The following is a 23,171-nucleotide window of genomic DNA, read 5'->3' as shown; positions in this document are numbered from 1 at the left end:
GATGGATAGTCCCCTCGTTTAAGACCTATAAGCTTAATGTTACAAAGAGCTGGCAAAAATCATTTTTCATTGGCATAGCTATAGGCTCGATGCCACGCTTTTGCCTGACTAGGGCGGGTGATCCGCATCCAGTGACGACTCAGGGGAGGCGAGATGAGAGTGTGCAGAAGCAGCCACAGGGTTTGTAATTCACTGGGGGCTTTTTGCCATTGCCAACGGTTGGGTTCACAAAAAAGTAAGGTGACCAATTGGCGGTATTGAGCCAAGGTCAGGGGGTCAAAGTAAATCTCTAGGGTCGTTGGGTTGGGCATATCAACAACTTGGCCGCTGAGGTCAATGCCTGCCTCCAAAAGCCGACAGGTGAGGGGTACACCCATTGCGGAGGGGGGGAGGGGTTGATGCAGATGCACGATCGCCCCCCCTTCAGAAAGGCGAATTGTCGTGCCCCACAGGGCAGTGGTTTGATCCCAAGCGAGATGGAGTTCAACGGTTTGCTGGACATTGAGCCAATCATAGGGATCGGGGCGGGGGCGTTCGATGAGGCTGTAGAGGGCAAGGGCGAGAATTACCAGATTGTAGAGGTTCCAGACCCAAGCCAATAGTAGCCCCTTGGTGTGTAATGCCTGCCAATTTAATACAGCAGCCGCCACAGAGAGAAGAAAAAGCACGAGGAGCGGTGTCGCTAGGTGCCACTGAAAATGGTAGCGATCGCGATAACTCCCCTTGGGAGTCACCCAAAAGCCGCGACCAAAGGGACGCAACAACGTGTCAATCACTGTCAATGTCAACGGCACACATTGAAGAACCGCATAAATATCAGATACCAAGGCAGAGCGACTTTGACCATTGAGCCAGCGGAATGTACTCAACAGCAGCCAGTAGTAGGGCACAAAATAGTAAAGCCACTGCCGCAGGGTGGTTTCAAGGGGGACGACACCCCAAAAGGCGGCAATCAAGGGCAACAGCAGCAACAGCAAACGCATGGGACTGTGAAACCATTGCGTGATCCCCTCTAGGTGGGCAAGGCGCTGAAGCCCAGTGAGATTGGGTACCCGCAGTGGACTTGCCACAATGAATAATCCTTGGAGGGTGCCCCGTGCCCAGCGTTGACGTTGACGAATATGCGCCGTCATGTCCTCTGCACACAAGCCTGCACTGAGACTTTCATTCAGGTAAATCAACCGATGACCTGCTGCCGCCAATTGAATTCCTGTGTAGTAGTCCTCGCTGAGGGATTCAGTAACAAAGCCGCCAATGGCCTCGAGGGCCGATCGCCGCACCACAAAGGAACTGCCGTAGCACAGCGCTGTTTCAATGCCATCCCGCAGGACTTGATAATGACGGGAGAAGATTTCCACCTCTTGGGGTAGGTGATCCTCGAGGCCAAGGTTACGGGCAATGGGATCGGGATTGTAAAAGCTCTGGTAGGTTTGGACAAGGCCGATATCAGGGGTCTGAAAAAAGCCCACAGTGCGGGTGAGAAAATTTCGAGTGGGAACAAAGTCAGCATCAAAGACCGCAATCAGTTCACCCTTGGTCTGCGTAAGGGCATGGTTCAGGTTGCCCGCTTTGGCATGGCGATTGTCTGGACGGCTGAGGTACTCACAGCCCAGTTCACAGGCCAATTCCCGTAGGGCAGGGCGACGGGTATCGTCAAGAACATAGATACGTTTGTGGGGATAGTCGAGGGCTTGGCAGCCAACAATCGTGCGTCGCAAAATCGTCAGAGGTTCATTGTAGGTCGGAATAAAAATATCCACCCAAGGCTGATAGTGGCCACTTTTGACCGCAAGGGCAGCAGCATCGGCTTCAGGACGACGATTTTTGATGTGCAAGAGCAGGTAGAGTTGCAGGCCATAGCCCGCCATCATGAAAACTTCGATGGCCAATAGGAGAAGACTGAGGGCAGCTTCTAGGGGGGTGCGTAGATTGAGGGTAGCCAGCGATCGCCACAGCAGATAATGCAGCATCACGGCCATTAAACTGCCAACGACAATGACCCGCGCCCACTGCTGCTGCACTTTCCCCCAGCGCAAAACAATACTGCTGAGAAGCACCATCAAGCACAATGGCCAAAAAATCCACGGCTTGTCCAAGTGTTCAATGGCGAGCCAAGGAGGGACAGGGGGCATCGCTGGAGCCTCAAGCAACTGAATAGTAATGTAACGAAATGTAAACCAACCATTGGACAGGGACAATATTTCCAAGGTTCCCCGCAGTAGCGATCGATCGCCCCCAGCCGTATGTCAGGATCAAAATCACCAAATGCTGATCTAATACTATGACCGATGCCCAAGAGGGGACAAAGCTACCCCCCTTTATTTTTCACAACCAATTCCAAGGCTGGATGGAAGTCTATGCGCCCGTTCAACGCTACGAGACCTATTTGAACAATCACCAAGAATGGTTTCACCGCTGCGCCCATCCCATGAAAACAGAACCTGTGGGCAAGCATGGCTACATTCTCACCATTGGCCGCTATGGTTCCCATGGCTATGAAGTGGAACCCAAAATTGGACTGCACCTACTGCCCCAAGAGCAGGGGGTCTATCGCATTGAAACAATTCCTGTGCCCGAACAGCCGTTTTTGAACTATGAGGTGAATTTTCAAGCGGCCATGGCCTTGGTACCGATGCGAGCCACCCCTGAGACGGATAGCGACCTGTTGGCGCTGAATGTCATTGATTACACGCGGGTCAATTGGGAATTGGATTTGCGGGTGGAAATGTACTTTCCGCGGTTTATCTACCGTTTGCCCCATGGCCTGATTCAAGGGACAGGCAATCGCGTCTTGGCTCAAATTGTCCGCCAAGTGTCCTACCGCCTCACGGCAAAGGTGCAGGATGATTTCCACAAAACCATTGGCCTCGATTTGGGCAAACGCTGGCGCCGCAAACGGTTCCATGCTGAGCGGGTGCGCACCCTTACCCCTGCGCCAGTGCCTGATACGCCTGACGAGCCTGAGCCACCTGCTGCTTGAGCATTGTGACATCCGTACCCAGTTGACTGCCCATACCAATGGCGATCGCCCCCGCTTTCCAGAGGGGTACCACATCCCCCCAACCAATACCGCCACAGGGAATCAGGGGAATCTCAGCCAACAAGGGTCGCAAGGCGCGTAGATAGCTCGCCCCCCCCACCGCCATCACTGGAAAAACCTTCACTGCCGTTGCCCCGGCTTGCCAAGCGTGGAGAATTTCCGTTGGCGTTAATGCCCCCAAAATCAGAGGACAATTGGCCGCCTTTGCGAGGGGCACCACCTCTAGGGCTGTATGGGGGGTCACTAAAAATTGTGCGCCAGCAGCGATCGCTCCTTTAACCATTTCTGGGTTTTGCAGGCTCGCAGCGCCAATGGTGCAGTGGGGAGCGTCTTGACGGAGTTGTTGCAAGACGCCAGCAGCATCGGGGGTTGTCCAAGTCACCTCTAGGCAGGTGAAGCCCGCTTGGATACAGACTTGAGCGTGGGCGATCGCTGCAGTAGGATGAGCAGCACGCACCACTGCAATCAAAGGCAGGCCTTGCAAAAACGCTAACTGCTGCGGCTTGGGCATAGCGTCATAACCATTGAGCAGGGGGGTGGGAGGGCAGTGATAAGATGAAAACTCCGCCTACCCCTAAACTACGGTATATTGGCAATACCCTTGTGAGTCTCAAATGGGTGATAGCGTTAAAGTCCTGAGTGAAAATCGCCAAGCGCGCTTCCAATACGAAATTCTGGAAACCTATGAATGTGGTCTCGTGTTACTTGGCACTGAGGTCAAATCCATTCGGGCTGGCAAGGTGAATTTACGGGATGGCTTTGCCCGCATCCGCAATGGTGAAGTTTGGTTGATGAATGTGCACATTTCGCCCCATGAGAGCACTAACCAATCCTACAACCATGACCCCCTGCGCGATCGCAAGCTCCTTCTCCACAAACAGGAAATTCGCAAGCTAGTGGGCAAGGTGGAACAAAAGGGGCTAACCCTTGTGCCCCTGAAGCTTTACCTAAAAAATGGGCGGGTCAAGGTTTCCCTAGGGCTAGCCCGTGGTAAGAAGCTCCACGACAAACGCCAAGACCTCAAGCAGCGCCAAGATAAACGGGAGATGGAGCGGGCAATGAAGCAGCGGTAAACCTAGCTTTGGGGAGTGGGTATGGGATCAATGTTGGTTTCCGTGCCGATGGGCGTTGCAGGGGCAGGGATACTCCCGGTTGCTGCTTCCCAAGAGTCATTGGTGAAATACACATGACCCAGCACTTGCCCCTCATAGGTGCGCCGCGTTAGCCGCCAAGTGGGTTCCAGATGAAACTTGAGAAATTGCCCTTCCTGCATACCGTGGGTGCGGCCAATGACCATACGCGGGCCACCGCGATTGCTACTGCCAACAAGGAGTAACTCGCCATCCCCCTGTTCAATGCGCAGACCATACTGCAACCCTAAATCCTGTTGCGCCACCCGAATCGAGTAGCCATTGCTATCCGTAGCCCGCCCACAAATGCCCGTAAAGTCAAACGTCGTCAACAGTGGGTCAATCACCACGGGGTTGCTGCCCGACTCACTCCAGCAGGGACGAGTATCCTTAATTTGCTCCACCACTAAGAGGCGATAGCCACCGCGGGCAAGGGGCACAGCCATCACCACATAGCGGCTTTGATCCACTTCCGTTTGTGTAAACATATTGGCTTGGGCAGGTCGAGGGGCAATTGTTCCCAAACAGGCCACCGTCAGTAAGCTCAGGCCAAATTTTTGCCAGTATTTCATAGGGACACTCCTCAGCAGAACTTCGAGGTTTTGACAGTTAAATGGATTCTACTGTTCCTCTACGATCCACGCCGATCAACTATCGAAAATCTAGGAATTATTTTTCAGCCACCGTTAGGCATCAATGGTGAGCGGTCAAATCGAGGCCAATCACTTGGGTATGTTGACCCCGCGCTTGGGTGACGCCAATCGTGCGCTGAGCCGCTTCAATCATTGGTCGCCGCAGACTGACAACAATAAACTGTGCCTCTTGGCTCTGCTGCTGAATCATTTTGGCAAGGCGCTCAACATTGGCACCATCGAGAAACATATCCACCTCATCAAAGGCATAGAAGGGGGAAGGGCGATAGCGTTGTAGGGCAAAGATAAAACTGAGGGCCGTGAGGGATTTTTCTCCCCCCGACATTGAGGCCAAGCGTTGTACGGGTTTCCCCTTGGGATGTGCCACCAGATTCAGACCCCCGGCAAAGGGATCCTCAGGACTTTCCAGTTGCAGATAGCCATCACCCTCGGAGAGGGTGGCAAAAATGGTTTGGAAGTTGGCATTGACGGCATCAAAAGCTTCACGGAAGGACTGCTGACGCAGGGTGGTGAAGTTCTCAATCCGCAGTAGGATCTCCGTGCGCTCCGCTTCTAGAACGGCGAGCTTCTCCTGTAGCTCATTAAGCCGCCCTTGTGTTTCCTCAAATTCCTGAATCGCCAACATATTGACGGGTTCCATGGCACGCAGCTGTTTTTCGAGGGCTTGGCACTGCTGTTGAATGTCGCTGAGGGAGAGATTGGCGGGCACTTCCGGCCATGGCTGGGGTAAAGGGGGTGCCTCGATGGTGCTGAATTCCTGAAGTTGGGCTTGCAGCGTGGTGAGGGTGTCGCTGGCTTTTTGGTATTGCCATTCCAGTTGTTGGTAGTCCTTTTGCTGCTGTCGTAGTTGGTAGTCTTGGCGATCGCGATCGCCCTTGAGGTGGCCAAGGCGGGCGTCCAATTCCCTCAAGGCAGTTTGCGTGCTTTGAGTTTGCGTCGCTAAGTCCCCAAGCATCTGATCGAGGGCTTGCTGCTGACAAAGCGTCTCCTGTTGGGCTTGGTGCAGTCGCTGAATCTCCTGTTCTGTTTGTTTTAGGTCTCGTGCTAGTTGCTCGAGTTGACGGTGGCGATCGCCCAAGGCTTGATCCACCGCTTGCAGGGCGGCCACATGGTCGGCGTGAATTTTTTCCTGTGCCTGAAGCTGTTCCTGAAGCTGCTGCCACTGCTGATGGCTGGGATTGGCTTCAAGGGCATTGAGGGCAAGGCGTTCGGCGGCGAGTTCTGCTTCGAGTTCAGGAAGACGAGCCTCTAGGTGCGCGAGTTCAGTCTCTGCGGCGGTTAACTCTTGGCTAAGGTGCTGCTGTTGGCGCGCTAAGTCTGCTTGCTGGCGGTTGAGGTGCTGCTGTTGCTGCTGAAGTTGCTCCCATTGCCGCTGGCGATCGCGATGGCTTTGGCGGGCGTCACTCAGGGCTTGGCTCAGCTCATTCACTCTCCCCTGTTTTTGCGTGCGCTCTTGAATGAGGCGATCTAAGAGGCGTTCCAGTTCCCCAAGGCGATCGCGCAGTTGTTGGACTTCTGCCGATTCTTGGGGGGTGGCTCCCTGACCAAAACGGAGGGTATTTGTGCGACTATAGCTACCCCCGGTCATTGCCCCTGAGGGTTCTAGCAAGTCTCCCTCTAGGGTGACCATCCGATATTGCCCTAGGTAGGGTCGCGCCGCCTCAAGGCTCTCAAAGACCAGCGTACTGCCAAACACGTAGGCAAAAATGGGGGCATATTGCGGCTCAAAGGTCACAAGATTCAAGGCATAGTCAATACAGCCTGCCAAGGAGATAAGGGGTAGGGTCTTGGGACGTGCCATCTTGTTCAGGGGCAAAAATGTCGCTCTACCAGCCCGTTCCCGCTTCAGGATGGCGATCGCTGCTGCCGCCACACTGTCATCCGCCACAACGATATTGCCTAGGCGTGCCCCGGCCGCAATTTCCAAGGCCAGTTGATAGCGGGGTTCCACTTGACCGAGCTGTGCCACCAGCCCAAACACGCCGGGGAGATCAGCACTTAAAATGAGCCGCGCCGCAAAACTCCCTTGGCTTTCCTGAACCGCCTGTTGCCGTGCTTCCAGTTGATCCAGTTCTCGCTGCTTTTGGCGCTGTTCTCGCTCAAGGCGTTGATAGGTTTCTTCTGTTAAGCTCAATTGTTGCTGAGCTGTGGCCAGTTGTTGGGCGAGGTTTTGTAGTTGCTGCTCCTCTTGTTGGACTGCTGCTGCAGCTTTTGTGAGCGCGTCTTGCAATTCCAATTGTTGAGCTTCTAAACTGGTGGCCGCTTGGTGCAATTCCCCCTGCCGTTGCCGCAATTGTTGCGATCGCTCCTGAAGGCGAGAGAGTTCACTGCGACTCGGTTCCAGTTCGTGGATCAGGGCATCAATCCGCTGCCGTCGCTGGCTGTGCTCCTGAAACCAAGCTTGGGCTGCCGTATTCAACTCCTGAGCTTGCTGCCGTAGGGCGTCGAGGGTGGCTTGGCTGGTGGCAACGGCTGTCACTAAGGGGGGGCGATCGCCCTGTTGCTGTTCTAACTCTTGAGTAAGTTGCTGTTGCTGCAACCGTTGACTGTGGTACTGAGCTTGCCGTTGCTGGAGTTGTTCTGCCAACTGTGCCTGCTGCTGTTGGTAGGCTGTTTGCTGGCGTTGACACTGCCGCTGTTGGGCGTGGAGATCCGCCAACGCTGCTTGCAGGCGGAGGTACGTTTCTTCGCCGAGGGCTTTCACCTGTTGATTGAGTTGTTCTAGCGTAACCGTTGCCGCTGCCATCTCCCGTGCCTTTTGTTGCAGTTGCTCTTGGCGTTGGGCTTGTTCTTTTTGTAGCGTCTGAATCTGTGTTTGTAGTTGCACCTTTTGCGCTTCCTGGGCTTGCCATTGGCGCACCAACAGCCATTGCTCTCGCTCTTGCAGTTCTAGCCGTAGGGCTTGATATTTTTCCGCTTGCAGGCGATCCCGTTGCAGGCGATCGCGCTGTTGGATGAGTTCCTGCTCAACAATGCGAAAGCGCTCTTCGCGCTCCTTGACGGTCTCTAGTTTTTCCCGTGCTTGGGCAATCTTGCGGTCAAAATCTGCCACCCCCGCTAGTTCGTCAATAATTTCCCGCCGCGCCTTGGCATTCATAGAAATGATACTGGTGACATCCCCCTGCAAGACCACGTTATAGCCTTGGGGATAGATACAAAATGCCTGCAACTGCTCGTGAAGTTCATTGAGGGTACAGGGTTGATCGTTCACCGCATAGGTAGAGGTATAGGTGCCCTGCTTGGTTACCCGCAGTCGCCGCGTTACCCGCCATTCCGTTTCAGCATCCAGTGCAAAGGTCACTGTGACTCGCGTTTCGACCACACTATGGCCACGCCGCGTTTGGCTATGGTTCACCAAATCTGGCAATCGTTCTGCCCGCATCCCCTTAGACCCCGCAAGGCCAAGGGCAAACAGCAACGCATCCAAGAGGTTCGACTTCCCTGAGCCATTGGGGCCTGAAATGACCGTAAACCCCGGCAGCAGCGGAATCACGGTTGTGCCGCCAAAGGACTTAAAATTCGTGAGTTCTAACTGCTTGATATACACAGCCAAGGAGCGTGCCTAACCGTTTCATTATGCCCAAAGATGCTTCCCTTGTTTGCCACGGAAAATCAAGCTAAAATCAAATAACTCATAGTCGTTTCGAGTTTGTTTTAGCCATGACACCGCCACGGATTGAAAACGTTGTCATTATTGGTTCTGGCCCTGCGGGCTACACAGCAGCCATCTATGCCGCTCGCGCCAACCTCAAGCCCTTTATGTTTGAAGGCTATCAAATTGGGGGGCTGCCGGGGGGACAACTCATGACCACCACCGAAGTGGAAAACTTTCCCGGCTTTCCGGAAGGCATTCAAGGGCCGCAACTGATGGCACGGATGAAGGCGCAAGCAGAGCGCTGGGGCACAGAAATGGTCACTGAAGATGTGATTCAGGTGGATTTTAGTCAACGCCCCTTTCTCATTAGCTCAGCAGAGCGGCAGGTCTATGCCCACAGCGTCATTATCTGTACGGGTGCCACGGCCAAACGACTCCATCTCCCCGGCGAAGAGCAGTATTGGACTAAGGGGGTCTCCGCCTGTGCCATTTGTGATGGGGCAACGCCGATTTTCAAGGATGTCGAGTTGGCGGTGATTGGCGGCGGTGATAGTGCAGCGGAGGAAGCAGTCTATCTCACTAAATATGGCTCCCACGTCCATCTTCTTGTGCGTAGTGACAAAATGCGCGCTAGTAAGGCGATGCAGGATCGCGTGTTTGCCAATCCTAAAATTACGGTTCACTGGCAAACTGAAGCACGGGAAATCCTTGGCGATGGCAATTTAATGACGGGTCTGCGGATTATCAATAAAGCCACAGGGGAAGAATCCGTCCTGCCGGTGCGCGGCCTATTCTACGCCATTGGTCATACCCCCAACACCCAACTCTTCAAAGATTTTCTGGAATTGGATAGTGTGGGCTATATCGTCACCCACCACGGGACACAAACGAATGTGGCAGGGGTCTTTGCCGCAGGGGATGTTCAAGACCATGAATACCGCCAAGCAGTAACAGCGGCAGGCAGTGGCTGTATGGCCGCCCTTGATGCGGAACGCTGGCTCTCGGCGCGGGGGCTAATTCAGGAGTTTCACCAAACGGAAACCGAAACCAAACCCGCAGAAACGACGAAACCTACGACCTCCCCAGAACAGGCGTTTGATCCCAATGCCATTAAGCATCGGGGTAGCTATGCCTTGCGCAAGCTTTTCCACGAGAGCGATCGCCTGCTGCTGGTGAAATATGTCTCGCCCACCTGTGGCCCGTGCCACACCCTCAAGCCGATTTTGGATCGCCTAGTCGAGGAGTTCGATGGCAGGGTGCAGCTGATTGAAATTGACATTACTGAAGATAGCGCGATCGCCGAGCAAGCAGGGGTTACCAGTACACCCACGATTCAACTCTTCAAGAACAAAGAACTCCTAGAAGTGATCGTGGGGATGAAACCCAAGAGTCAGTACCGCGAGACCATCCAACGCTACCTTGCTTAGGCTCTAGCTAGTCAGGGGCATGATCAGCGGGATCGGACTGCTGACCGTTGCAGGTCTGGCGGCGGGCTTTGTCAATGCCATTGCCGGTGGGGGAACACTGATTAGTTTTCCTGCCTTGGTGGCGATCGGCTTGCCGCCAGTGGTTGCCAATCTCACCAGCACGGTGGCTTTGGTACCCGGTTATTTGGGGGCGACAGTGGCGCAACGGCAGGATCTGAAGGGTCAGCAACGGCGCCTTGGTTGGCTCTTTCCCAGTGCGGTGGCCGGGGGCATCACAGGGGCAATGTTACTGTTGCACACCAACGAGGCACTCTTTAATGCCTTGATTCCCTATTTGCTGCTTTTGGCCGCCGTCCTCTTGGGGATTCAGGAGCAGGTGCGGGCTTGGTTACTGCGGCGAATCAGTGCGCCAGCCGTATCTGAAGTGGGAGCTATTCCCCTTGTGTTTTTAGCGGCGGTCTATGGCGGCTATTTTGGCGCGGGGGTGAGTGTGATTCTACTCGCCGTGCTGGGCATTGTTCTCGGGGAAAGCTTGACGCGCCTCAATGGCTTGAAGCACATTTTGGCCTTTGGAATCAATGTTGCCGCTGCCGCGTTTTTTGTTGTATCGGGGGAGGTGGTGTGGCCCGTTGCCTTGGGGATGGCGATCGCTGCCATTGTTGGCGGACTTTTGGGGGGTAAATTTGCCCGTGCGGTTAACCCGCTGCTGTTACGCCGTACAGTGGTTCTTTTGGCCGTCGTACTGGCACTCATTTACTGGCAGCGACAGCGATAAATGCCCCCACTCGCGATGGCAACTTCCATGAGATTTGCCCAACAAAGCCCGTGACGAGGATTGAACTCGTGACCTCACCCTTACCAAGGGTGTGCTCTACCACTGAGCTACACGGGCAAAAATTCCCAGAGCTTTATCATAGCCCATTGGGGGAGCAATTGCACAGCGGGGCGGTGGGTTTTTCTTAAAAATTGCGACGGGAGAAAATCCAAGTGGCGATCGCCAGCAGTGCTACCGTATAAATCACGCCATAGAAGGCATTGGCCACGAGTTCTGGTACAGAGGGCAGCATGCCATAGACCGCTGTATTCTTAAAATCCAAGCGGGATAAATCGGGAAAGATCAGATAGAGAAACTGCATCAGTTGCCGTACGGCATCACTCTCCATCTTTTGGCTGAGGATCACCAAGTTTTGACTAAAGTGCCCCATAAAGTACAGTGCCACCGTTAACAGCGTGGCAATCAATGAACTGGTGAAACTGCCAAAGAGCAAAGCGGCTGCCGTCAAGAGGGCGAGTTGCAGCGCAATGTAGAAAGAGGTCACCATCAAAGGTCCTGCGGGATAGGCAAACTGATTCAAGCTCATCAGAATAAACAGAATCAGCGTCATCAGTGCTACCAGTACCAGCAGAACCGCCGATAGACCCAAATGTTTGCCAATAATAAATTCCGCGCGACTGATGGGTTTCGCCAACATCACTAAGATCGTGCGCTTTTCTATCTCTTTATTGAGCAGACCACCCCCGACAAAGGCAGCAATCAGCAAGCCAAAGAGGGAAATTCCTGCCATCCCCACATCAAGGCTAATTTTGTCTTGGGTGCCTGCTGACACCTGTCCCAAAATCACAACCGCCAAGGCGAGGCCAATGGCAAAAACAGCAGTGACGTAAAGAACCCGCTCCCGCAGGGTTTCATTGAAAACATTACGGCTAATTGTCCAGAGGCGACTCACCGTTAACGGCAACATGTCTGGTACCCCTTGAATTTACTCTCCTCTCAAAGAATACCCAATTTTGCTTTTTCGATAGCCTCGGCGTTCATAGGGAGAGCCGCTTGCCGTTTCACGGAGCAGTGGTATCTACGGCGGGGGCAGAGAGGTCAACGTCTTCATAAAACTGTTCAATAGGCACTTTGAGGTCAATGCTCCTCAACTCAACGCGATCGCCCGCGCGGTAGCAGCGCAGCAGCCAATCCCCCCCTTCATTTTTCTGGTAAATGTCGATCGCCATTTCCTCTGAGCTAGCGAGCACATAATCCACGAGGTTGGGGTTACGACGGTAGAGATCAAACTTTTTGCCGCGATCGTAGGCTTCGGTGGCGGGTGAGAGCACTTCCACAATCAGACAGGGATAAGTGATGAAAAAGGGACTCTGGCGATCGCGATCGTCACAGGTGACACTCAGATCGGGATAGGTAAAATTCGATGTCTCAAAAATATTCACGCGACAATCAGAAGTATAGGTTTTGCAGCCTTTACCCCGTAAGTGGGATTTAATAATTAACAAAAAGTTACCAGCAATATCGCTGTGGTTTCTTGTACCACCCGCCATCGCATACACGTAACCATCAATCAACTCATGCCTTTCTAACTGCTGCTCTTCCCACGCGAAGTATTCTTCTGGTGTGAAATAGCGATCGCCCGTCTCCTTGGCAGTCACCATTCTCTGTATTTCTCGTGAAAACCTCACTTCTTTAGGATAGCTCGCCCTTTCCCTGACATCCCAAAGCCAACGTGCCACAATAGGCGGTGGGGACGCAGTTAGGAGATTGAACGTAGTTCTTTTTGGAGAGGGTGCGACGTGTCCCTAAGTTCAAGTGTTGATTCTCACGCCCCTGAGGTAGCCATCCTGCGGGTGAGCGGCTTGCGTTGTGCTGGCTGCGTGCGATCGCTGGAAAATCAGTTAAAAGAGCAGCCGGGCGTAGATGCTGCGGCAGTCAATCTGGTCACGGGAACCGCCGTTGTCACCTATTCCCCCGCTGAGACGACCCCCAGCGCCATTGTCGAGAGCCTGAACCAAGGTCGCTTTCAAGCCACCCTCGCAGAAGCCAATGCCCTTTTGGAACTGCCCACGGCCTCTGAGGAAACCTCTTTGCCAAGGTTGGCGATCGCCCTTGTGCTCCTTGTTCTCTCCAGTGTCGGCCACGGGATTGATCTGCTGCCGGGGCACTGGCCCATGTTAGAGGCAATGATCTGGCATTGGGGGCTAGCAACCATTGCCCTTGTCCTACCGGGGTGGGAAATTCTGCGGGAAGGAATGATGGGCCTGTTCCAACGTCGCCCGAATATGAATACGCTGGTGGCTCTTGGCGCCTTGGGGGCTTACCTCACGAGTACGGTGGCGTGGCTCTGGCCGGCCTTGGGCTGGGCGTGTTTCTTTGATGAACCGGTGATGATCCTTGGCTTTATTTTGCTGGGGCGATCGCTGGAGCAACGGGTACGTCAACAGGCACAACGGGACTTGCGATCCCTCCTTGCGCTTCAGCCACAACAGGCGCTATGGCAACCCAGTTTGACCGCTAGCGATCGCTGGCCCATTCCCGTCAGTCGTATCCAAGTCGGGGACTGGCTGTGGGTAGATGCTGGAGAACCCTTTCCTGCCGATGGCACGATTGTGACCGGGGAAACCCTGGTGGATGAATCCATGCTCACAGGGGAATCTCTACCGGTGGCCAAGGGGGTGGGGGCATCCGTTCTGGCGGGCAGTTGCAATGTTGGTGCTGCCGTTACCCTACGGGTGGAACGCTGTGGTCGTGCCTCATTTTTGGGGCAGATTCTAGACCTCGTGGTGCAGGCACAAAATCGCAAAGCACCGGTGCAGCAAATGGCGGATGGGGTGGCCGGCTATTTTGGCTATGGGGTGCTAGCCTTGGCGGCAGCAACGGCTCTCTTTTGGAGCGCGATCGCCCCCCATTTCTTCCCAGAAATGACCAATAGCACACCCCTATTGCCCTTAAAGCTAGCCTTGAGTGTTCTGGTGATTGCCTGTCCCTGTGCCCTTGGCCTTGCCACCCCGATCGCGCTGCTTGTGGGCACCAGTCACGCCGCTGCCAAAGGCTTAATTATTCGAGGTGGTGATGTTCTTGAGCGCAGTCAGACGTTGGACACAATTGTGTTTGATAAGACGGGCACACTGACGACCGGTGAACTGGCAGTGGCCGAGATCAACCTCTATGGCGATCACTCCTCTCAAGAGGTGCTGTATCTGCTAGCCAGTTTAGAGCGCGAGAGTCGCCATCCCCTTGCAGTGGCGATTCAGAAGGCGTGGGTTGCGACCGGCCAGACAACAGAGCTAGCAACGGTGACAGAGGTGGAAACTGCCCTCGGACTGGGGATCAGCGGTTGGATTGAGGGGCATTACTATCAGGCGGGTCGCCTCAGTTGGCTGCGTGATCAGGGGGTTGACTGCCCCTCCCTAGAAGTGGAAACCCATGTGGCCTTGGCCTGCGATCGCCAGTTGATTGCCGTTGTGACCTTTCGCGATCGCCTGCGCCCAGAGGCAGTGAGCACCGTTCAAGCCCTGCAAGCCCAAGGCTATGCGATCCATGTGCTGACGGGAGACACGGCCAAAGCCGCACAGCAACTCCTAGAACCACTAGGCTTACCCACAACCCATCTTCACACAGACCTCCAACCGCAACAAAAGCTGGCTCTTATTGAAGGTTGGCAAGCCCAAGGCAAAACCGTGGCCATGGTCGGGGATGGCATGAATGATGCGCCAGCTCTAACGGCAGCTCAGGTGGGGATTAGCCTTGGTACGGGTACAGAGGTGGCCATTGAAGCAGCGGATATTATCCTCACCCGCAATCATCTAGAGGATGTGCTCGCTGTGCTAAGCCTTAGCCGCACCACCTTCCGCAAAATTCAGCAGAATCTTCTTTGGGCAGTGGCCTACAATATCGTCGGTTTACCCCTTGCAGCCGGTGTTGGATTACCCCTATGGGGCCTTAGTCTCACCCCCGGAATTGCTGCCGCTTGTATGGCTGTGAGTTCGATTGCCGTTGTCCTGAATTCCCTAAGCCTCAGTCGAGCAAACTAGCTCGCGAATCTGTTGGGCATTGGCGCGGGTCAGCCGTTTCTTGTGGGGCAGGACAACCACCGCGGGTCCCCGTTTGCATTCCCCCATACAGCCCGTCGCCTTCAGGGCAATGGGGAGCTGTTGTGCCTCTAGTTCTTGCCAGAGTTCCTTGGCACCCCGCCGACAGCAGGAGGATTTTTGACAAATGAGCACCTTACAGGGCTGAGAACGCTTTGCCGCTGCGGGTTGAGCCGTTGCTAAAAATTCTAAATGACTGGCCTTGTATTGCTTGACCCAGCCATCGTACTTATCGCTGATCATTCCCTCTAACCGCAGGCGATCGCCCACCTTGGGGGGTTGCGCTAACTCACGGCGCAGAGACTTTTCTAGCTTAACCCAGACCGTTCCTGTGGCGGTTTTTAGAATCACGACTTTGGGTCGCCCCTTCTTATAAAAGACCGCTTCGACAGTGCCCTCAAGGGAAAATGTCGGCAAATCAATAACACCCAGACCCATGAACGTCAAACCTTGTTAGAAATTTTTCTCAACAAATTGAGTCTAGCATACAAGGGACGGTCTTGGGGGCATCCCAGATCGTTGTGAGATTCACCTGTGGAAAAATAATCTTAGCTGGAGAGAATCCGCTCCCACTCTGCCAGTAGGTTATCAATACTAGCGTCCGTCGGGTTACTCTCAAGGTGGGTGCCCACTTCCTCAACGCTATTGGGAAAGAGTTCTTCGAGAGTGGGTTGAACGGTGGGGGGTTCCTCTGAAGCGAGATCGGGCATTAAGTAAATTTGGCGAATATCCGGCGGCAGATACTCCGCGATGCGTACTAGCCCCTCTTCTAAATGCTGGTTGAGTTCCTCAAGGCTGTAGGTTTCCCCTTGAACTTCTAAATAGGCGCGCACGCGCTCAAGGTTCCAGTGAAAGGTTTGGGTGGTCACTAGCACGAGGCGGCTCAGGGGACTCAAGTAGGCAAGGCTGGCTTCTAAGTAGCACCAAAGGGGCGGTGGCGCATCCTGCAGGACATAGGTAATGTGCTCAATGCCGGGGAGTTCCTCTTGAATCAGGGTAGCAGTGCGGTTGACAATCCAATTGCGCAGGGAGCGAGCTTCCTCATCGCCAATTTTCACCCCTTCAGGAGTAAATTCCAAACGGTCAAGGCTAAAAAATAGCCCATGCCACACCTTGGCAAAGAGATAGTCCACTTGTACGGGCGATCGCCCGTGGTGTTGCAGCACACTATAGACAAGGGCGGCATAGCGACAATACAGAGCAACAAAGTAGCAGCCGCGATCGCGCTCCTCCTGAAAGGCTTTGATCAGTGCTTCATCAGACCAAGTGAGTAGCGGCTGAATTAAAGGATGTTGCCGCTCCGCCATCATCGGAAAGGAAAGTGCCTTGACCATCTCACTGCCACTGAACTAGACGAACTGTCCTACGCCTTGGCCAATTGGCCTATGCAGAATTCATTCTTTCTTCAGCCTTGGGTGCGATCGCGAAACAGGGGCAGGTAATCGCGGCTCTCTGTCCCCAGCCAGCGATCCCAAAAGGTGAAATAGAGGCCATAGTTACAGCGAAACTGACTATGGTGCAAACTGTGGTGGGTGGCGCCAATCAACCACTGTCCCAACCAATGCTCGGCAAAGCCACAGGGATAAATCTCTAAATTCAGGTGGTTGATCACACTGGAGACCGTCATCAGGCTGAGCTGAATCACGATCGCGTAGGGGTGCAGCGGCACAAGCACAATAATCAGCGGCAGGAAAATGGCCTGTAGAAGCGCTTCCCACGGGTGAAATGAAAAGGCCGTCCAAGGCGAGGCCACAATGCTATGGTGATGCACCCGATGGACACGGCGATAAATTTTCGGTTGGTGCATCCAGCGATGGAGCCAATAGTAATAGGTCTCGTGAAGCAGCAGCACAAGGCCAATGCTCAAGGGAAAGTAAATGTAGTCCCAAAGGGAATTTAACTCTAGATAAACCGCTGTCCAGCCCCGCTGCCACATCACTGCGGCGATCGCCCCCGCCAACGCAAAAATAGCCGCTGTCACCAACGACCAGCCAAACTCCTGCCAAAACTGTCCCCGCTGGTAGGGGCGCAAATTGACCCGCCGTTTCCTCAGGGGCGTCCAGCGAGCCACCACATATACAAGCGAAAAAAAGCCGGCCACCAGAACGAGGCGGCTGACCACCATCAAAAACATGACCCCAACCATAATGCCAAAGAGGCGGGGGTCACTGAGGTTGTAGGGAATCATGCAAAAAAGTGCTAAATGCGTCCCCTAGACCCAGCCCAACCAGTGGAGCAAGCCCTCTCCTGTCCAATATTCCCATAACAAAAGAGCCACAAGACCAACCATAGCAGCACGACCATTGATCCGCTCAGCAAAAGTATTAAAGCCGTACTTGGGGGTTTCCAGTTTTGGGGTGCGGCTTGGCTCCGTGGGAGTGGCCATGGATTACTCCTGTTCGTCTTCGTTTTCTTCTTCAGCTTCAGGGAAGTAGAAGCCTTGGGCGCGCTCGGTCAAAATAGACTTGCCAATGGAAAGGGCACGTTGCGCTTGAAGGGCAGCTTGGCGCTTCCAGACCGCACGACGCATACTGCGCTTGGACTTCGAGGTTTTCTTCTTGGGGCAGGCCATGATGATCCCTAGGACTAACTTTCGCAATCTACTAGTGTATCCCAAACGCTTCCCTAGGGCAACCACCGCTCCCCCCTATGGAGGGCAATGTTCCTCTTTTTGACCAAAAAACTATCACAGAGGGACACCACCCTTGTAATATCAGTAAGGGAATACTGAACCACCCCATCAGGGGATGTCCACTTCTACGAGCAAAGGGAATCGTCAGCTATGAGCAGTAAGCCAGACCGTGTGGTTCTCATCGGCGTTGCTGGAGACTCCGGCTGTGGTAAATCAACGTTTTTGCGCCGACTGGCCGATCTGTTTGGCGAAGAGTTTATGACTGTGATTTGCTTGGATGACTATCACAGTCTGGATCGCAAGCAGCGGAAAGAAACGGGGATTACGGCTCTTGATCCCCGTGCCAACAACTTTGATCTGATGTATGAGCAGATCAAGGCTCTCAAAAATGGCGAATCAATCATGAAACCCATCTACAACCACGAAACGGGGACGATTGACCCGCCAGAGAGGGTTGATCCTAACCACGTGATTGTGATTGAAGGGCTGCATCCCCTTTACGATGAACGGGTGCGATCGCTGATTGACTTTAGTGTCTATCTCGACATCAGCGACGATGTAAAAATTGCTTGGAAGATCAAGCGCGACATGGCCGAGCGGGGTCACAGCTACGAAGACGTGATTGCCTCCATCAATGCCCGTCGACCCGACTTCATGGCCTATATCGATCCCCAAAAGCAGTACGCTGACGTGGTCTTGCAAATTCTGCCGACCCAGTTGGTCAAAGAGGAAAAAGTCGGCAATATCCTGCGGGTACGGATGCTGCAACGGGAAGGCATCCCCGGCTTTGAGCCAGTCTATCTTTTTGATGAAGGCTCCACGATTACTTGGATTCCCTGCGGTCGTAAGCTCACCTGCTCTTATCCGGGCATCCGCCTCAGCTACGGGCCTGATGAATACTATGGTCACCCCGTTTCGGTGTTAGAAGTGGACGGTCGCTTTGAAAAACTCGATGAACTGATCTACATCGAAAGCCACCTGAGCAACACCTCCACCAAGCACTATGGTGAAATGACGGAACTGCTGCTGAAGCACCGTGACTATCCGGGTTCCGATAATGGTTCGGGTCTGTTCCAAGTGCTGACGGGGCTGAAAATGCGGGCGACCTATGAGCGCTTGACCTCGCGGGATGTGGCCACTGTCACCAACCGCTAATTTGGCCTGCCACATTGAGGGCACTGATGCAACCGCACCATCGATCGCTATGGTCATCGTTTTTGGTCTTTATCCTCTGCTGGTTGGTTCTCACCTGTGGCCAGCCAGCCTTCGCTGCCGATAGCGATGACCTGATCTTTGTCCCCCGCCAAGCCCAGAGTGTCCTCAGGCTCAATCAACGTCCCAGTAGCGATCCGTTGCGTTTTTTGTGGGAGCGTTTTGGGGTATCCCAACTGGCTGATTGGGGCTGGTCGTGGTCTGAGGTCAGTACTTGGGTGGGAGAGGGGGTGACGGTTGCCCAGTTCCCCTGTCCTGAAGTGTGTCCATCCCCGCGGCAGTTGTGGATTCTGCCCCTGAAGCGGCCAGATGCAGCAACGGCTTTCTTAGAGACCTACTGGCAAAGCCATCCTTTTGAGGCGCAAGTCTATCAAAATATCCCCCTCCAAGTGGGTAAGGACTTGGTGACGGCACGACTGGGCGATCGCCTGCTCCTTGCTGCCGATGTGGAGACCATGATCGCTAGCTTGGGGTCAGCGGTGACTGGGGATGGCAATCTGGCGGGTTTGAGCTTTTATCAAGCGGCGCGATCTCAATTAGACGCTCAACCTACGGCCCTCTACTATGCCAACCTGCAATCCCTAAGTCGTGAGGATCGTGAACTGGCACCCACCTACGATCGCCTGCTGTTGGCCGTGAAGGCGCAAAACAACGAGCTGCATCTGGAAACGCTGCTGCACCGCACCAGTGATCCGACACTAGCTGCTGATCCCCTTGACCTTGAGTTCCGCCGTGCCCAAGAACCACTGCCGACGGTGGTGGTTGCGGGTTCCCACTTGCCAGAGGGCTATAGCCAACTCACCAAGGCTTTGGCAGACTACCGCTTTGGCAGAACGCCCCAAGGGGATGAGATTGCCAGCCAACTGCTGCGGGATTTGACAGGAGAGATACCCTTGGACGTGACGAGGCAAATTTTTCCCTTGGCCAGCGATCGCTTTAGCCTTGCCCTTTGGCACCAAGGCGATGAACAGTGGCAATGGTGGTGGCAGACGCGCAATACCCCAGAGGCGGCAACTGTGCTGCAACAATTGGATGATCTTGCCCGCGCCAATGGCTATGAGGTGAATCGCTTGGTCTTGAATAAAGAACCCGTCACTGCTTGGGTGAAATTAATTCTTGACCCGCAGACCAGTGAAGGCTTGGTCTCTGATGTGGCCGCGGCCTATGAGCAACGGGGCGATCGCCTGATCTTGGCCTCCTCCCTATCGGTACTGTTCCCTAGCCAGCATAAAAAGGTGTCTTGGCTGCCGGAGAACCTCCTGCGACAGCGGCAAGGGATTCGTGGGTTGGTCTATGCCCGTTGGCCAGAGCTATTTGCTCCCTTGAGCCAGCGTTGGCCGCTACTTCAGTATCTCAATGGCATCAGTGCCGGCTGGCTGGAACGTCTGCAAAGCATGACTTTGGTGAATTATGGCGTGCGCGATCGCTTGCAACACCTAGAACTGATTCTCAGCAGCAAAAAAGATTAGAACTGTTAACAAATCCTTAATACGCCTGTTATCAATTGTTGTACTGCCCTGGCTCAGGATTGGGTAAAGTAGGGAGTATTATGTTTGCAGACTGGGGTAAATATGACATCAGTCCTCGATGCGACCACTCGCGATCGCTTGATTGAAAGTGAAAGTTTAGCAGCCCGCACCCTACAGGCACGTTTGCGACTGGTGGAAGAGGTCTTGGTAGATGTCTTGGCGGCAGAATCCGGTCAAGAATTGGTTGATCTATTGCGGCGCTTGGGTGCTCTCTCTTCGCCAGAAGGCCATGCGCTCCATGCCCCAGAAGGGGAACTGCTGAAGGTCATTGAATCCCTCGAACTTAATCAAGCGATCAGAGCAGCGCGTGCTTTTAACCTCTACTTTCAAATTATCAACATTGTCGAGCAGCACTACGAGCAACAATACAATCGCGAACGAGCTGCCCAAGAGGGACTGTGCCGCCGCAGTGTCATGAGTGAACCGATTTCCGGTGTCAGTGGTGAAGGCTTTCCCTTGCCCCATCATGCTGCCAATGCAACGGATGTGCGCAGTGGACCGAGTGAACGCCTAGAGCATAGTCTCTACGAAGCCATTCCCGCCACTCAGCAGTATGGTTCCTTTGCTTGGCTTTTTCCGCGGCTGCATACACTGAATGTACCGCCGCGCCATATTCAAAAGCTGCTGGATCAACTGGACATTAAGCTGGTCTTCACCGCTCACCCGACAGAGATTGTGCGGCAAACGATTCGTGATAAGCAGCGGCGGGTTGCCCGCTTACTCGAGCAACTGGATGTGCTAGAGGGAGCCTCTCCCCACCTGACGGATTGGGATGCCCAAACCCTGCGGGCACAACTGATGGAGGAAATTCGCCTCTGGTGGCGCACCGATGAGCTGCACCAATTTAAGCCCGAAGTGCTCGACGAGGTGGAATACACCCTGCACTACTTTAAGGAGGTGATTTTTGCTGTTATTCCCAAGCTCTATCGCCGCCTTGGGCAAGCCCTACAGGAAACCTTTCCCCAGCTACAGCCACCCCGCTGCAGCTTCTGTCGCTTTGGCTCTTGGGTGGGGGGCGATCGCGATGGCAATCCCTACGTCAAACCAGAAGTAACGTGGCAAACCGCCTGCTATCAGCGCAACCTAGTTCTTGAGGAATATATTAAGTCCGTTGAGCGGTTGATTAATCTGCTGAGCTTGTCCCTGCACTGGTGTGATGTGCTGCCGGATTTACTGGATTCCCTTGAGCAGGATCAACGGCAACTCCCTAGCGTTTATGACCAGTATGCCGTGCGCTATCGGCAGGAACCCTACCGTCTGAAACTCACCTATGTGCTCAAACGGCTGCAAAATACCCGCGATCGCAACCGAGCGCTGCAAACCTACTGTATTCGCCGCCATGAGGCCGAAGATCTCAACAGTGGTCAATTTTATCGCCATGGTCAAGATTTTTTAGCGGAGCTGCTGCTAATTCAGCGCAACCTCAAGGAAACGGGACTGGCCTGCCGCGAACTGGATGATTTGATTTGCCAAGTCGAGGTTTTTGGCTTTAATTTGGCAGCCTTGGATATTCGCCAAGAAAGCACCTGTCACGCTGAGGCGCTTAATGAAATTACCGCCTATTTGGGCATTCTCCCCTGTCCCTATACGGAATTGTCGGAAACGGAACGCACTCGCTGGCTCCTCAGTGAACTCTCAACCCGTCGCCCCTTGATTCCGGGGGAACTCCCCTTTAGCGATCGCACCAATGAAATCATTGAAACGTTCCGCATGGTGCGGCAACTTCAGCAAGAGTTTGGCACGGATTTGTGCAATACCTACATCATCAGCATGAGCCACGAGGTCAGCGATCTGTTGGAGGTGCTCCTCTTTGCCAAGGAGGCGGGGCTATTCGACCCAGCCACCGGGACAAGTACCCTTCAGGCCATTCCCTTGTTTGAAACCGTTGAGGATCTCAAGCACGCCCCAGCGGTGTTGACGGAATTATTTTCTCTCCCCTTTTGCCACAGCTATCTAGGCAGTCATAGCACTCCCTTTTTACAGGAAGTGATGCTGGGGTATTCCGACAGCAACAAAGATTCGGGCTTCCTCAGCAGCAACTGGGAAATTTATAAAGCACAGCAACGGCTACAAAAAATTGCTGAAAACTTTGGCTTCCAACTGCGGATTTTCCACGGCCGGGGTGGCTCTGTGGGACGGGGGGGTGGGCCTGCCTACGCAGCCATTTTGGCACAGCCAGAGCAAACGATCAAAGGACGAATCAAGATTACGGAGCAGGGCGAGGTGCTGGCTTCTAAATACTCGTTGCCGGAATTGGCGCTCTTTAACCTCGAAACAGTGGCGACAGCGGTGATCCAAGCGAGTTTGCTGCGCAGTAGTATTGATGAAATTGAGCCTTGGCACGAGATTATGGAGGAGTTGGCCACGCGATCGCGCCAATGCTATCGCCATCTCATCTATGAGCAGCCAGAATTCATTGAATTCTTTAACGAAGTTACTCCGATTCAAGAAATTAGCCAACTGCAAATTAGCTCCCGACCCACGCGGCGGGGAGGTAAGAAAACCCTTGAGAGTTTGCGGGCAATTCCTTGGGTCTTTAGTTGGACGCAAACCCGTTTCCTGCTGCCGGCTTGGTATGGTGTGGGCACTGCCCTGAAGGAATTCCTTGAGGAAAAACCCGCTGAGCATCTCTCCCTGTTGCGCTACTTCTACTACAAATGGCCCTTTTTCCGCATGGTGATCTCCAAAGTTGAGATGACCCTTGCCAAAGTGGATCTAGAGATTGCCCGCTACTATGTCCAAGAACTCAGCCAACCCCAAAACCGTGAAGCCTTTTTCCGCCTCTACGATCAGATTGCTCAGGAACATCGCCTGACCACGGAACTGGTGCTCACGATTACTGGCCATCAGCGGCTACTCGATGGCGATCCCGCCCTGCAGCGATCGGTGCAACTGCGCAATCGCACCATTGTTCCCTTGGGGTTCCTGCAAGTATCTCTCCTGAAACGGCTACGCCAGCACAACAGCCAAACCACCTCTGGGGCGATTCTCCGCTCCCGCTATGGCCGGGGTGAGTTGCTGCGGGGCGCTCTCTTGACGATCAATGGTGTGGCGGCAGGTATGCGCAATACGGGCTAAACAATC

19 protein-coding genes and 1 tRNA gene are annotated in these 23,171 nt (G+C 54.0%); 8 read left to right on the top strand and 12 right to left on the bottom strand.

Annotated features, from left to right (window positions below; all coding sequences use genetic code 11):
• Positions 1–59: 59 nt before the first annotated feature.
• Positions 60–2,132 carry a glycosyltransferase gene (locus tag RHI63_RS06725; protein WP_206199500.1) on the bottom strand — a complete coding sequence of 691 codons (2,073 nt, stop codon included), beginning with the start codon at positions 2,130–2,132 and terminating at the stop codon, positions 60–62.
• Between the two features lie 149 nt (positions 2,133–2,281).
• Here RHI63_RS06725 and RHI63_RS06720 point away from each other — a divergent pair, with 149 nt between their 5' ends.
• Entirely contained in the window at positions 2,282–2,980 is a 699-nt protein-coding gene (locus RHI63_RS06720) for a DUF1997 domain-containing protein (RefSeq protein ID WP_206199499.1), read from the top strand.
• On the opposite strand, the gene RHI63_RS06715 is transcribed toward RHI63_RS06720, so the two are convergent.
• A complete protein-coding gene (locus RHI63_RS06715; RefSeq protein WP_310821374.1) occupies positions 2,925–3,551 on the bottom strand; it encodes a bifunctional 4-hydroxy-2-oxoglutarate aldolase/2-dehydro-3-deoxy-phosphogluconate aldolase in 627 nt (208 codons plus the stop codon). The two genes, RHI63_RS06720 and RHI63_RS06715, sit on opposite strands and share 56 nt — an antisense overlap.
• 103 nt (positions 3,552–3,654) lie before the next feature.
• On the opposite strand from RHI63_RS06715, the gene smpB reads away from it, so the two are divergent.
• Positions 3,655–4,113 (top strand): SsrA-binding protein SmpB, encoded by a 459-nt coding sequence (gene smpB, locus RHI63_RS06710; RefSeq protein WP_206199497.1) that lies wholly within the window; start codon positions 3,655–3,657, stop codon positions 4,111–4,113.
• 2 nt (positions 4,114–4,115) lie between these two features.
• Here the strand turns inward: smpB and RHI63_RS06705 are convergent, their stop codons facing one another.
• Positions 4,116–4,742 carry a DUF3747 domain-containing protein gene (locus tag RHI63_RS06705; protein ID WP_206199496.1) on the bottom strand — a complete coding sequence of 209 codons (627 nt, stop codon included), beginning with the start codon at positions 4,740–4,742 and terminating at the stop codon, positions 4,116–4,118.
• Between the two features lie 121 nt (positions 4,743–4,863).
• Positions 4,864–8,370: a chromosome segregation protein SMC gene (smc, locus tag RHI63_RS06700; RefSeq protein WP_310822015.1), complete on the bottom strand. Its 3,507-nt coding sequence runs from the start codon at positions 8,368–8,370 to the stop codon at positions 4,864–4,866.
• A gap of 113 nt (positions 8,371–8,483) precedes the next feature.
• Between smc and trxB the strand changes: the two genes are divergently transcribed.
• Both trxB and RHI63_RS06690 read left to right on the top strand, forming a co-directional pair.
• The gene (gene trxB / locus RHI63_RS06695) at positions 8,484–9,845 is read left to right on the top strand and encodes a thioredoxin-disulfide reductase (protein WP_310821373.1); all 1,362 of its coding nucleotides are present in this window, start codon (positions 8,484–8,486) and stop codon (positions 9,843–9,845) included.
• Between the two features lie 19 nt (positions 9,846–9,864).
• Positions 9,865–10,620 (top strand): sulfite exporter TauE/SafE family protein, encoded by a 756-nt coding sequence (locus RHI63_RS06690; RefSeq protein ID WP_206199493.1) that lies wholly within the window; start codon positions 9,865–9,867, stop codon positions 10,618–10,620.
• A gap of 45 nt (positions 10,621–10,665) precedes the next feature.
• Here RHI63_RS06690 and RHI63_RS06685 read toward each other — a convergent pair.
• The 3 genes from RHI63_RS06685 to RHI63_RS06675 all read right to left on the bottom strand — a co-directional run bounded on the left by RHI63_RS06685 (position 10,666) and on the right by RHI63_RS06675 (position 12,281).
• A tRNA-Thr gene (locus tag RHI63_RS06685) sits at positions 10,666–10,737 on the bottom strand.
• 67 nt (positions 10,738–10,804) lie between these two features.
• Positions 10,805–11,587, bottom strand: coding sequence for an ABC transporter permease (locus tag RHI63_RS06680; protein WP_206199492.1), 783 nt, complete (start codon positions 11,585–11,587; stop codon positions 10,805–10,807).
• Positions 11,588–11,681: 94 nt separating this feature from the next.
• The gene (locus RHI63_RS06675; RefSeq protein WP_302677856.1) at positions 11,682–12,281 is read right to left on the bottom strand and encodes a Uma2 family endonuclease; all 600 of its coding nucleotides are present in this window, start codon (positions 12,279–12,281) and stop codon (positions 11,682–11,684) included.
• Between the two features lie 138 nt (positions 12,282–12,419).
• On the opposite strand from RHI63_RS06675, the gene RHI63_RS06670 reads away from it, so the two are divergent.
• The gene (locus RHI63_RS06670; RefSeq protein ID WP_310821372.1) at positions 12,420–14,657 is read left to right on the top strand and encodes a heavy metal translocating P-type ATPase; all 2,238 of its coding nucleotides are present in this window, start codon (positions 12,420–12,422) and stop codon (positions 14,655–14,657) included.
• Here RHI63_RS06670 and RHI63_RS06665 read toward each other — a convergent pair.
• From RHI63_RS06665 to RHI63_RS06645, 5 genes are all read right to left on the bottom strand, one after another.
• Entirely contained in the window at positions 14,634–15,152 is a 519-nt protein-coding gene (locus RHI63_RS06665) for a (2Fe-2S) ferredoxin domain-containing protein (protein ID WP_206199490.1), read from the bottom strand. The genes RHI63_RS06670 and RHI63_RS06665 overlap by 24 nt on opposite strands.
• A gap of 110 nt (positions 15,153–15,262) precedes the next feature.
• Positions 15,263–16,048, bottom strand: a complete 786-nt coding sequence (locus RHI63_RS06660) for a hypothetical protein (RefSeq protein WP_302676411.1) — start codon at positions 16,046–16,048, stop codon at positions 15,263–15,265.
• 71 nt (positions 16,049–16,119) lie between these two features.
• Entirely contained in the window at positions 16,120–16,902 is a 783-nt protein-coding gene (crtG, locus tag RHI63_RS06655; protein ID WP_206199488.1) for a 2,2'-beta-hydroxylase CrtG, read from the bottom strand.
• 24 nt (positions 16,903–16,926) lie between these two features.
• A complete protein-coding gene (locus RHI63_RS06650; RefSeq protein WP_149818048.1) occupies positions 16,927–17,100 on the bottom strand; it encodes a hypothetical protein in 174 nt (57 codons plus the stop codon).
• A gap of 3 nt (positions 17,101–17,103) precedes the next feature.
• A complete protein-coding gene (locus tag RHI63_RS06645; protein WP_024124949.1) occupies positions 17,104–17,286 on the bottom strand; it encodes a 50S ribosomal protein L32 in 183 nt (60 codons plus the stop codon).
• 210 nt (positions 17,287–17,496) lie between these two features.
• On the opposite strand from RHI63_RS06645, the gene RHI63_RS06640 reads away from it, so the two are divergent.
• From RHI63_RS06640 to ppc, 3 genes are all read left to right on the top strand, one after another.
• A complete protein-coding gene (locus RHI63_RS06640; RefSeq protein WP_149818046.1) occupies positions 17,497–18,501 on the top strand; it encodes a phosphoribulokinase in 1,005 nt (334 codons plus the stop codon).
• Positions 18,502–18,527: 26 nt separating this feature from the next.
• Entirely contained in the window at positions 18,528–20,027 is a 1,500-nt protein-coding gene (locus RHI63_RS06635) for a DUF3352 domain-containing protein (protein ID WP_310744379.1), read from the top strand.
• A gap of 102 nt (positions 20,028–20,129) precedes the next feature.
• Positions 20,130–23,165: a phosphoenolpyruvate carboxylase gene (ppc, locus tag RHI63_RS06630; RefSeq protein WP_310800052.1), complete on the top strand. Its 3,036-nt coding sequence runs from the start codon at positions 20,130–20,132 to the stop codon at positions 23,163–23,165.
• Positions 23,166–23,171 lie beyond the last annotated feature (6 nt).

It is taken from the genome of Thermosynechococcus sp. GLH187 (assembly GCF_031583395.1).
Lineage (GTDB): Bacteria > Cyanobacteriota > Cyanobacteriia > Thermosynechococcales > Thermosynechococcaceae > Thermosynechococcus.
The sequence above is the reverse complement of the archived record's forward strand: the minus strand, read 5'-3'. Positions and strand labels throughout refer to the sequence as shown.

What these genes read in the sequence shown, in the direction of transcription:
- RHI63_RS06725 (WP_206199500.1), bottom strand. Translation starts at nt 2,132, where the DNA reads ATGCCCCCTGTCCCTCCTTGGCTCGCCATTGAACACTTGGACAAGCCG.
- RHI63_RS06720 (WP_206199499.1), top strand. Translation starts at nt 2,282, where the DNA reads ATGACCGATGCCCAAGAGGGGACAAAGCTACCCCCCTTTATTTTTCAC.
- RHI63_RS06715 (WP_310821374.1), bottom strand. Translation starts at nt 3,551, where the DNA reads ATGCCCAAGCCGCAGCAGTTAGCGTTTTTGCAAGGCCTGCCTTTGATT.
- smpB (WP_206199497.1), top strand. Translation starts at nt 3,655, where the DNA reads ATGGGTGATAGCGTTAAAGTCCTGAGTGAAAATCGCCAAGCGCGCTTC.
- RHI63_RS06705 (WP_206199496.1), bottom strand. Translation starts at nt 4,742, where the DNA reads ATGAAATACTGGCAAAAATTTGGCCTGAGCTTACTGACGGTGGCCTGT.
- trxB (WP_310821373.1), top strand. Translation starts at nt 8,484, where the DNA reads ATGACACCGCCACGGATTGAAAACGTTGTCATTATTGGTTCTGGCCCT.
- RHI63_RS06690 (WP_206199493.1), top strand. Translation starts at nt 9,865, where the DNA reads ATGATCAGCGGGATCGGACTGCTGACCGTTGCAGGTCTGGCGGCGGGC.
- RHI63_RS06680 (WP_206199492.1), bottom strand. Translation starts at nt 11,587, where the DNA reads ATGTTGCCGTTAACGGTGAGTCGCCTCTGGACAATTAGCCGTAATGTT.
- RHI63_RS06675 (WP_302677856.1), bottom strand. Translation starts at nt 12,281, where the DNA reads ATGGTGACTGCCAAGGAGACGGGCGATCGCTATTTCACACCAGAAGAA.
- RHI63_RS06665 (WP_206199490.1), bottom strand. Translation starts at nt 15,152, where the DNA reads ATGGGTCTGGGTGTTATTGATTTGCCGACATTTTCCCTTGAGGGCACT.
- RHI63_RS06660 (WP_302676411.1), bottom strand. Translation starts at nt 16,048, where the DNA reads ATGGTCAAGGCACTTTCCTTTCCGATGATGGCGGAGCGGCAACATCCT.
- crtG (WP_206199488.1), bottom strand. Translation starts at nt 16,902, where the DNA reads ATGATTCCCTACAACCTCAGTGACCCCCGCCTCTTTGGCATTATGGTT.
- RHI63_RS06650 (WP_149818048.1), bottom strand. Translation starts at nt 17,100, where the DNA reads ATGGCCACTCCCACGGAGCCAAGCCGCACCCCAAAACTGGAAACCCCC.
- RHI63_RS06645 (WP_024124949.1), bottom strand. Translation starts at nt 17,286, where the DNA reads ATGGCCTGCCCCAAGAAGAAAACCTCGAAGTCCAAGCGCAGTATGCGT.
- RHI63_RS06640 (WP_149818046.1), top strand. Translation starts at nt 17,497, where the DNA reads ATGAGCAGTAAGCCAGACCGTGTGGTTCTCATCGGCGTTGCTGGAGAC.
- RHI63_RS06635 (WP_310744379.1), top strand. Translation starts at nt 18,528, where the DNA reads ATGCAACCGCACCATCGATCGCTATGGTCATCGTTTTTGGTCTTTATC.
- ppc (WP_310800052.1), top strand. Translation starts at nt 20,130, where the DNA reads ATGACATCAGTCCTCGATGCGACCACTCGCGATCGCTTGATTGAAAGT.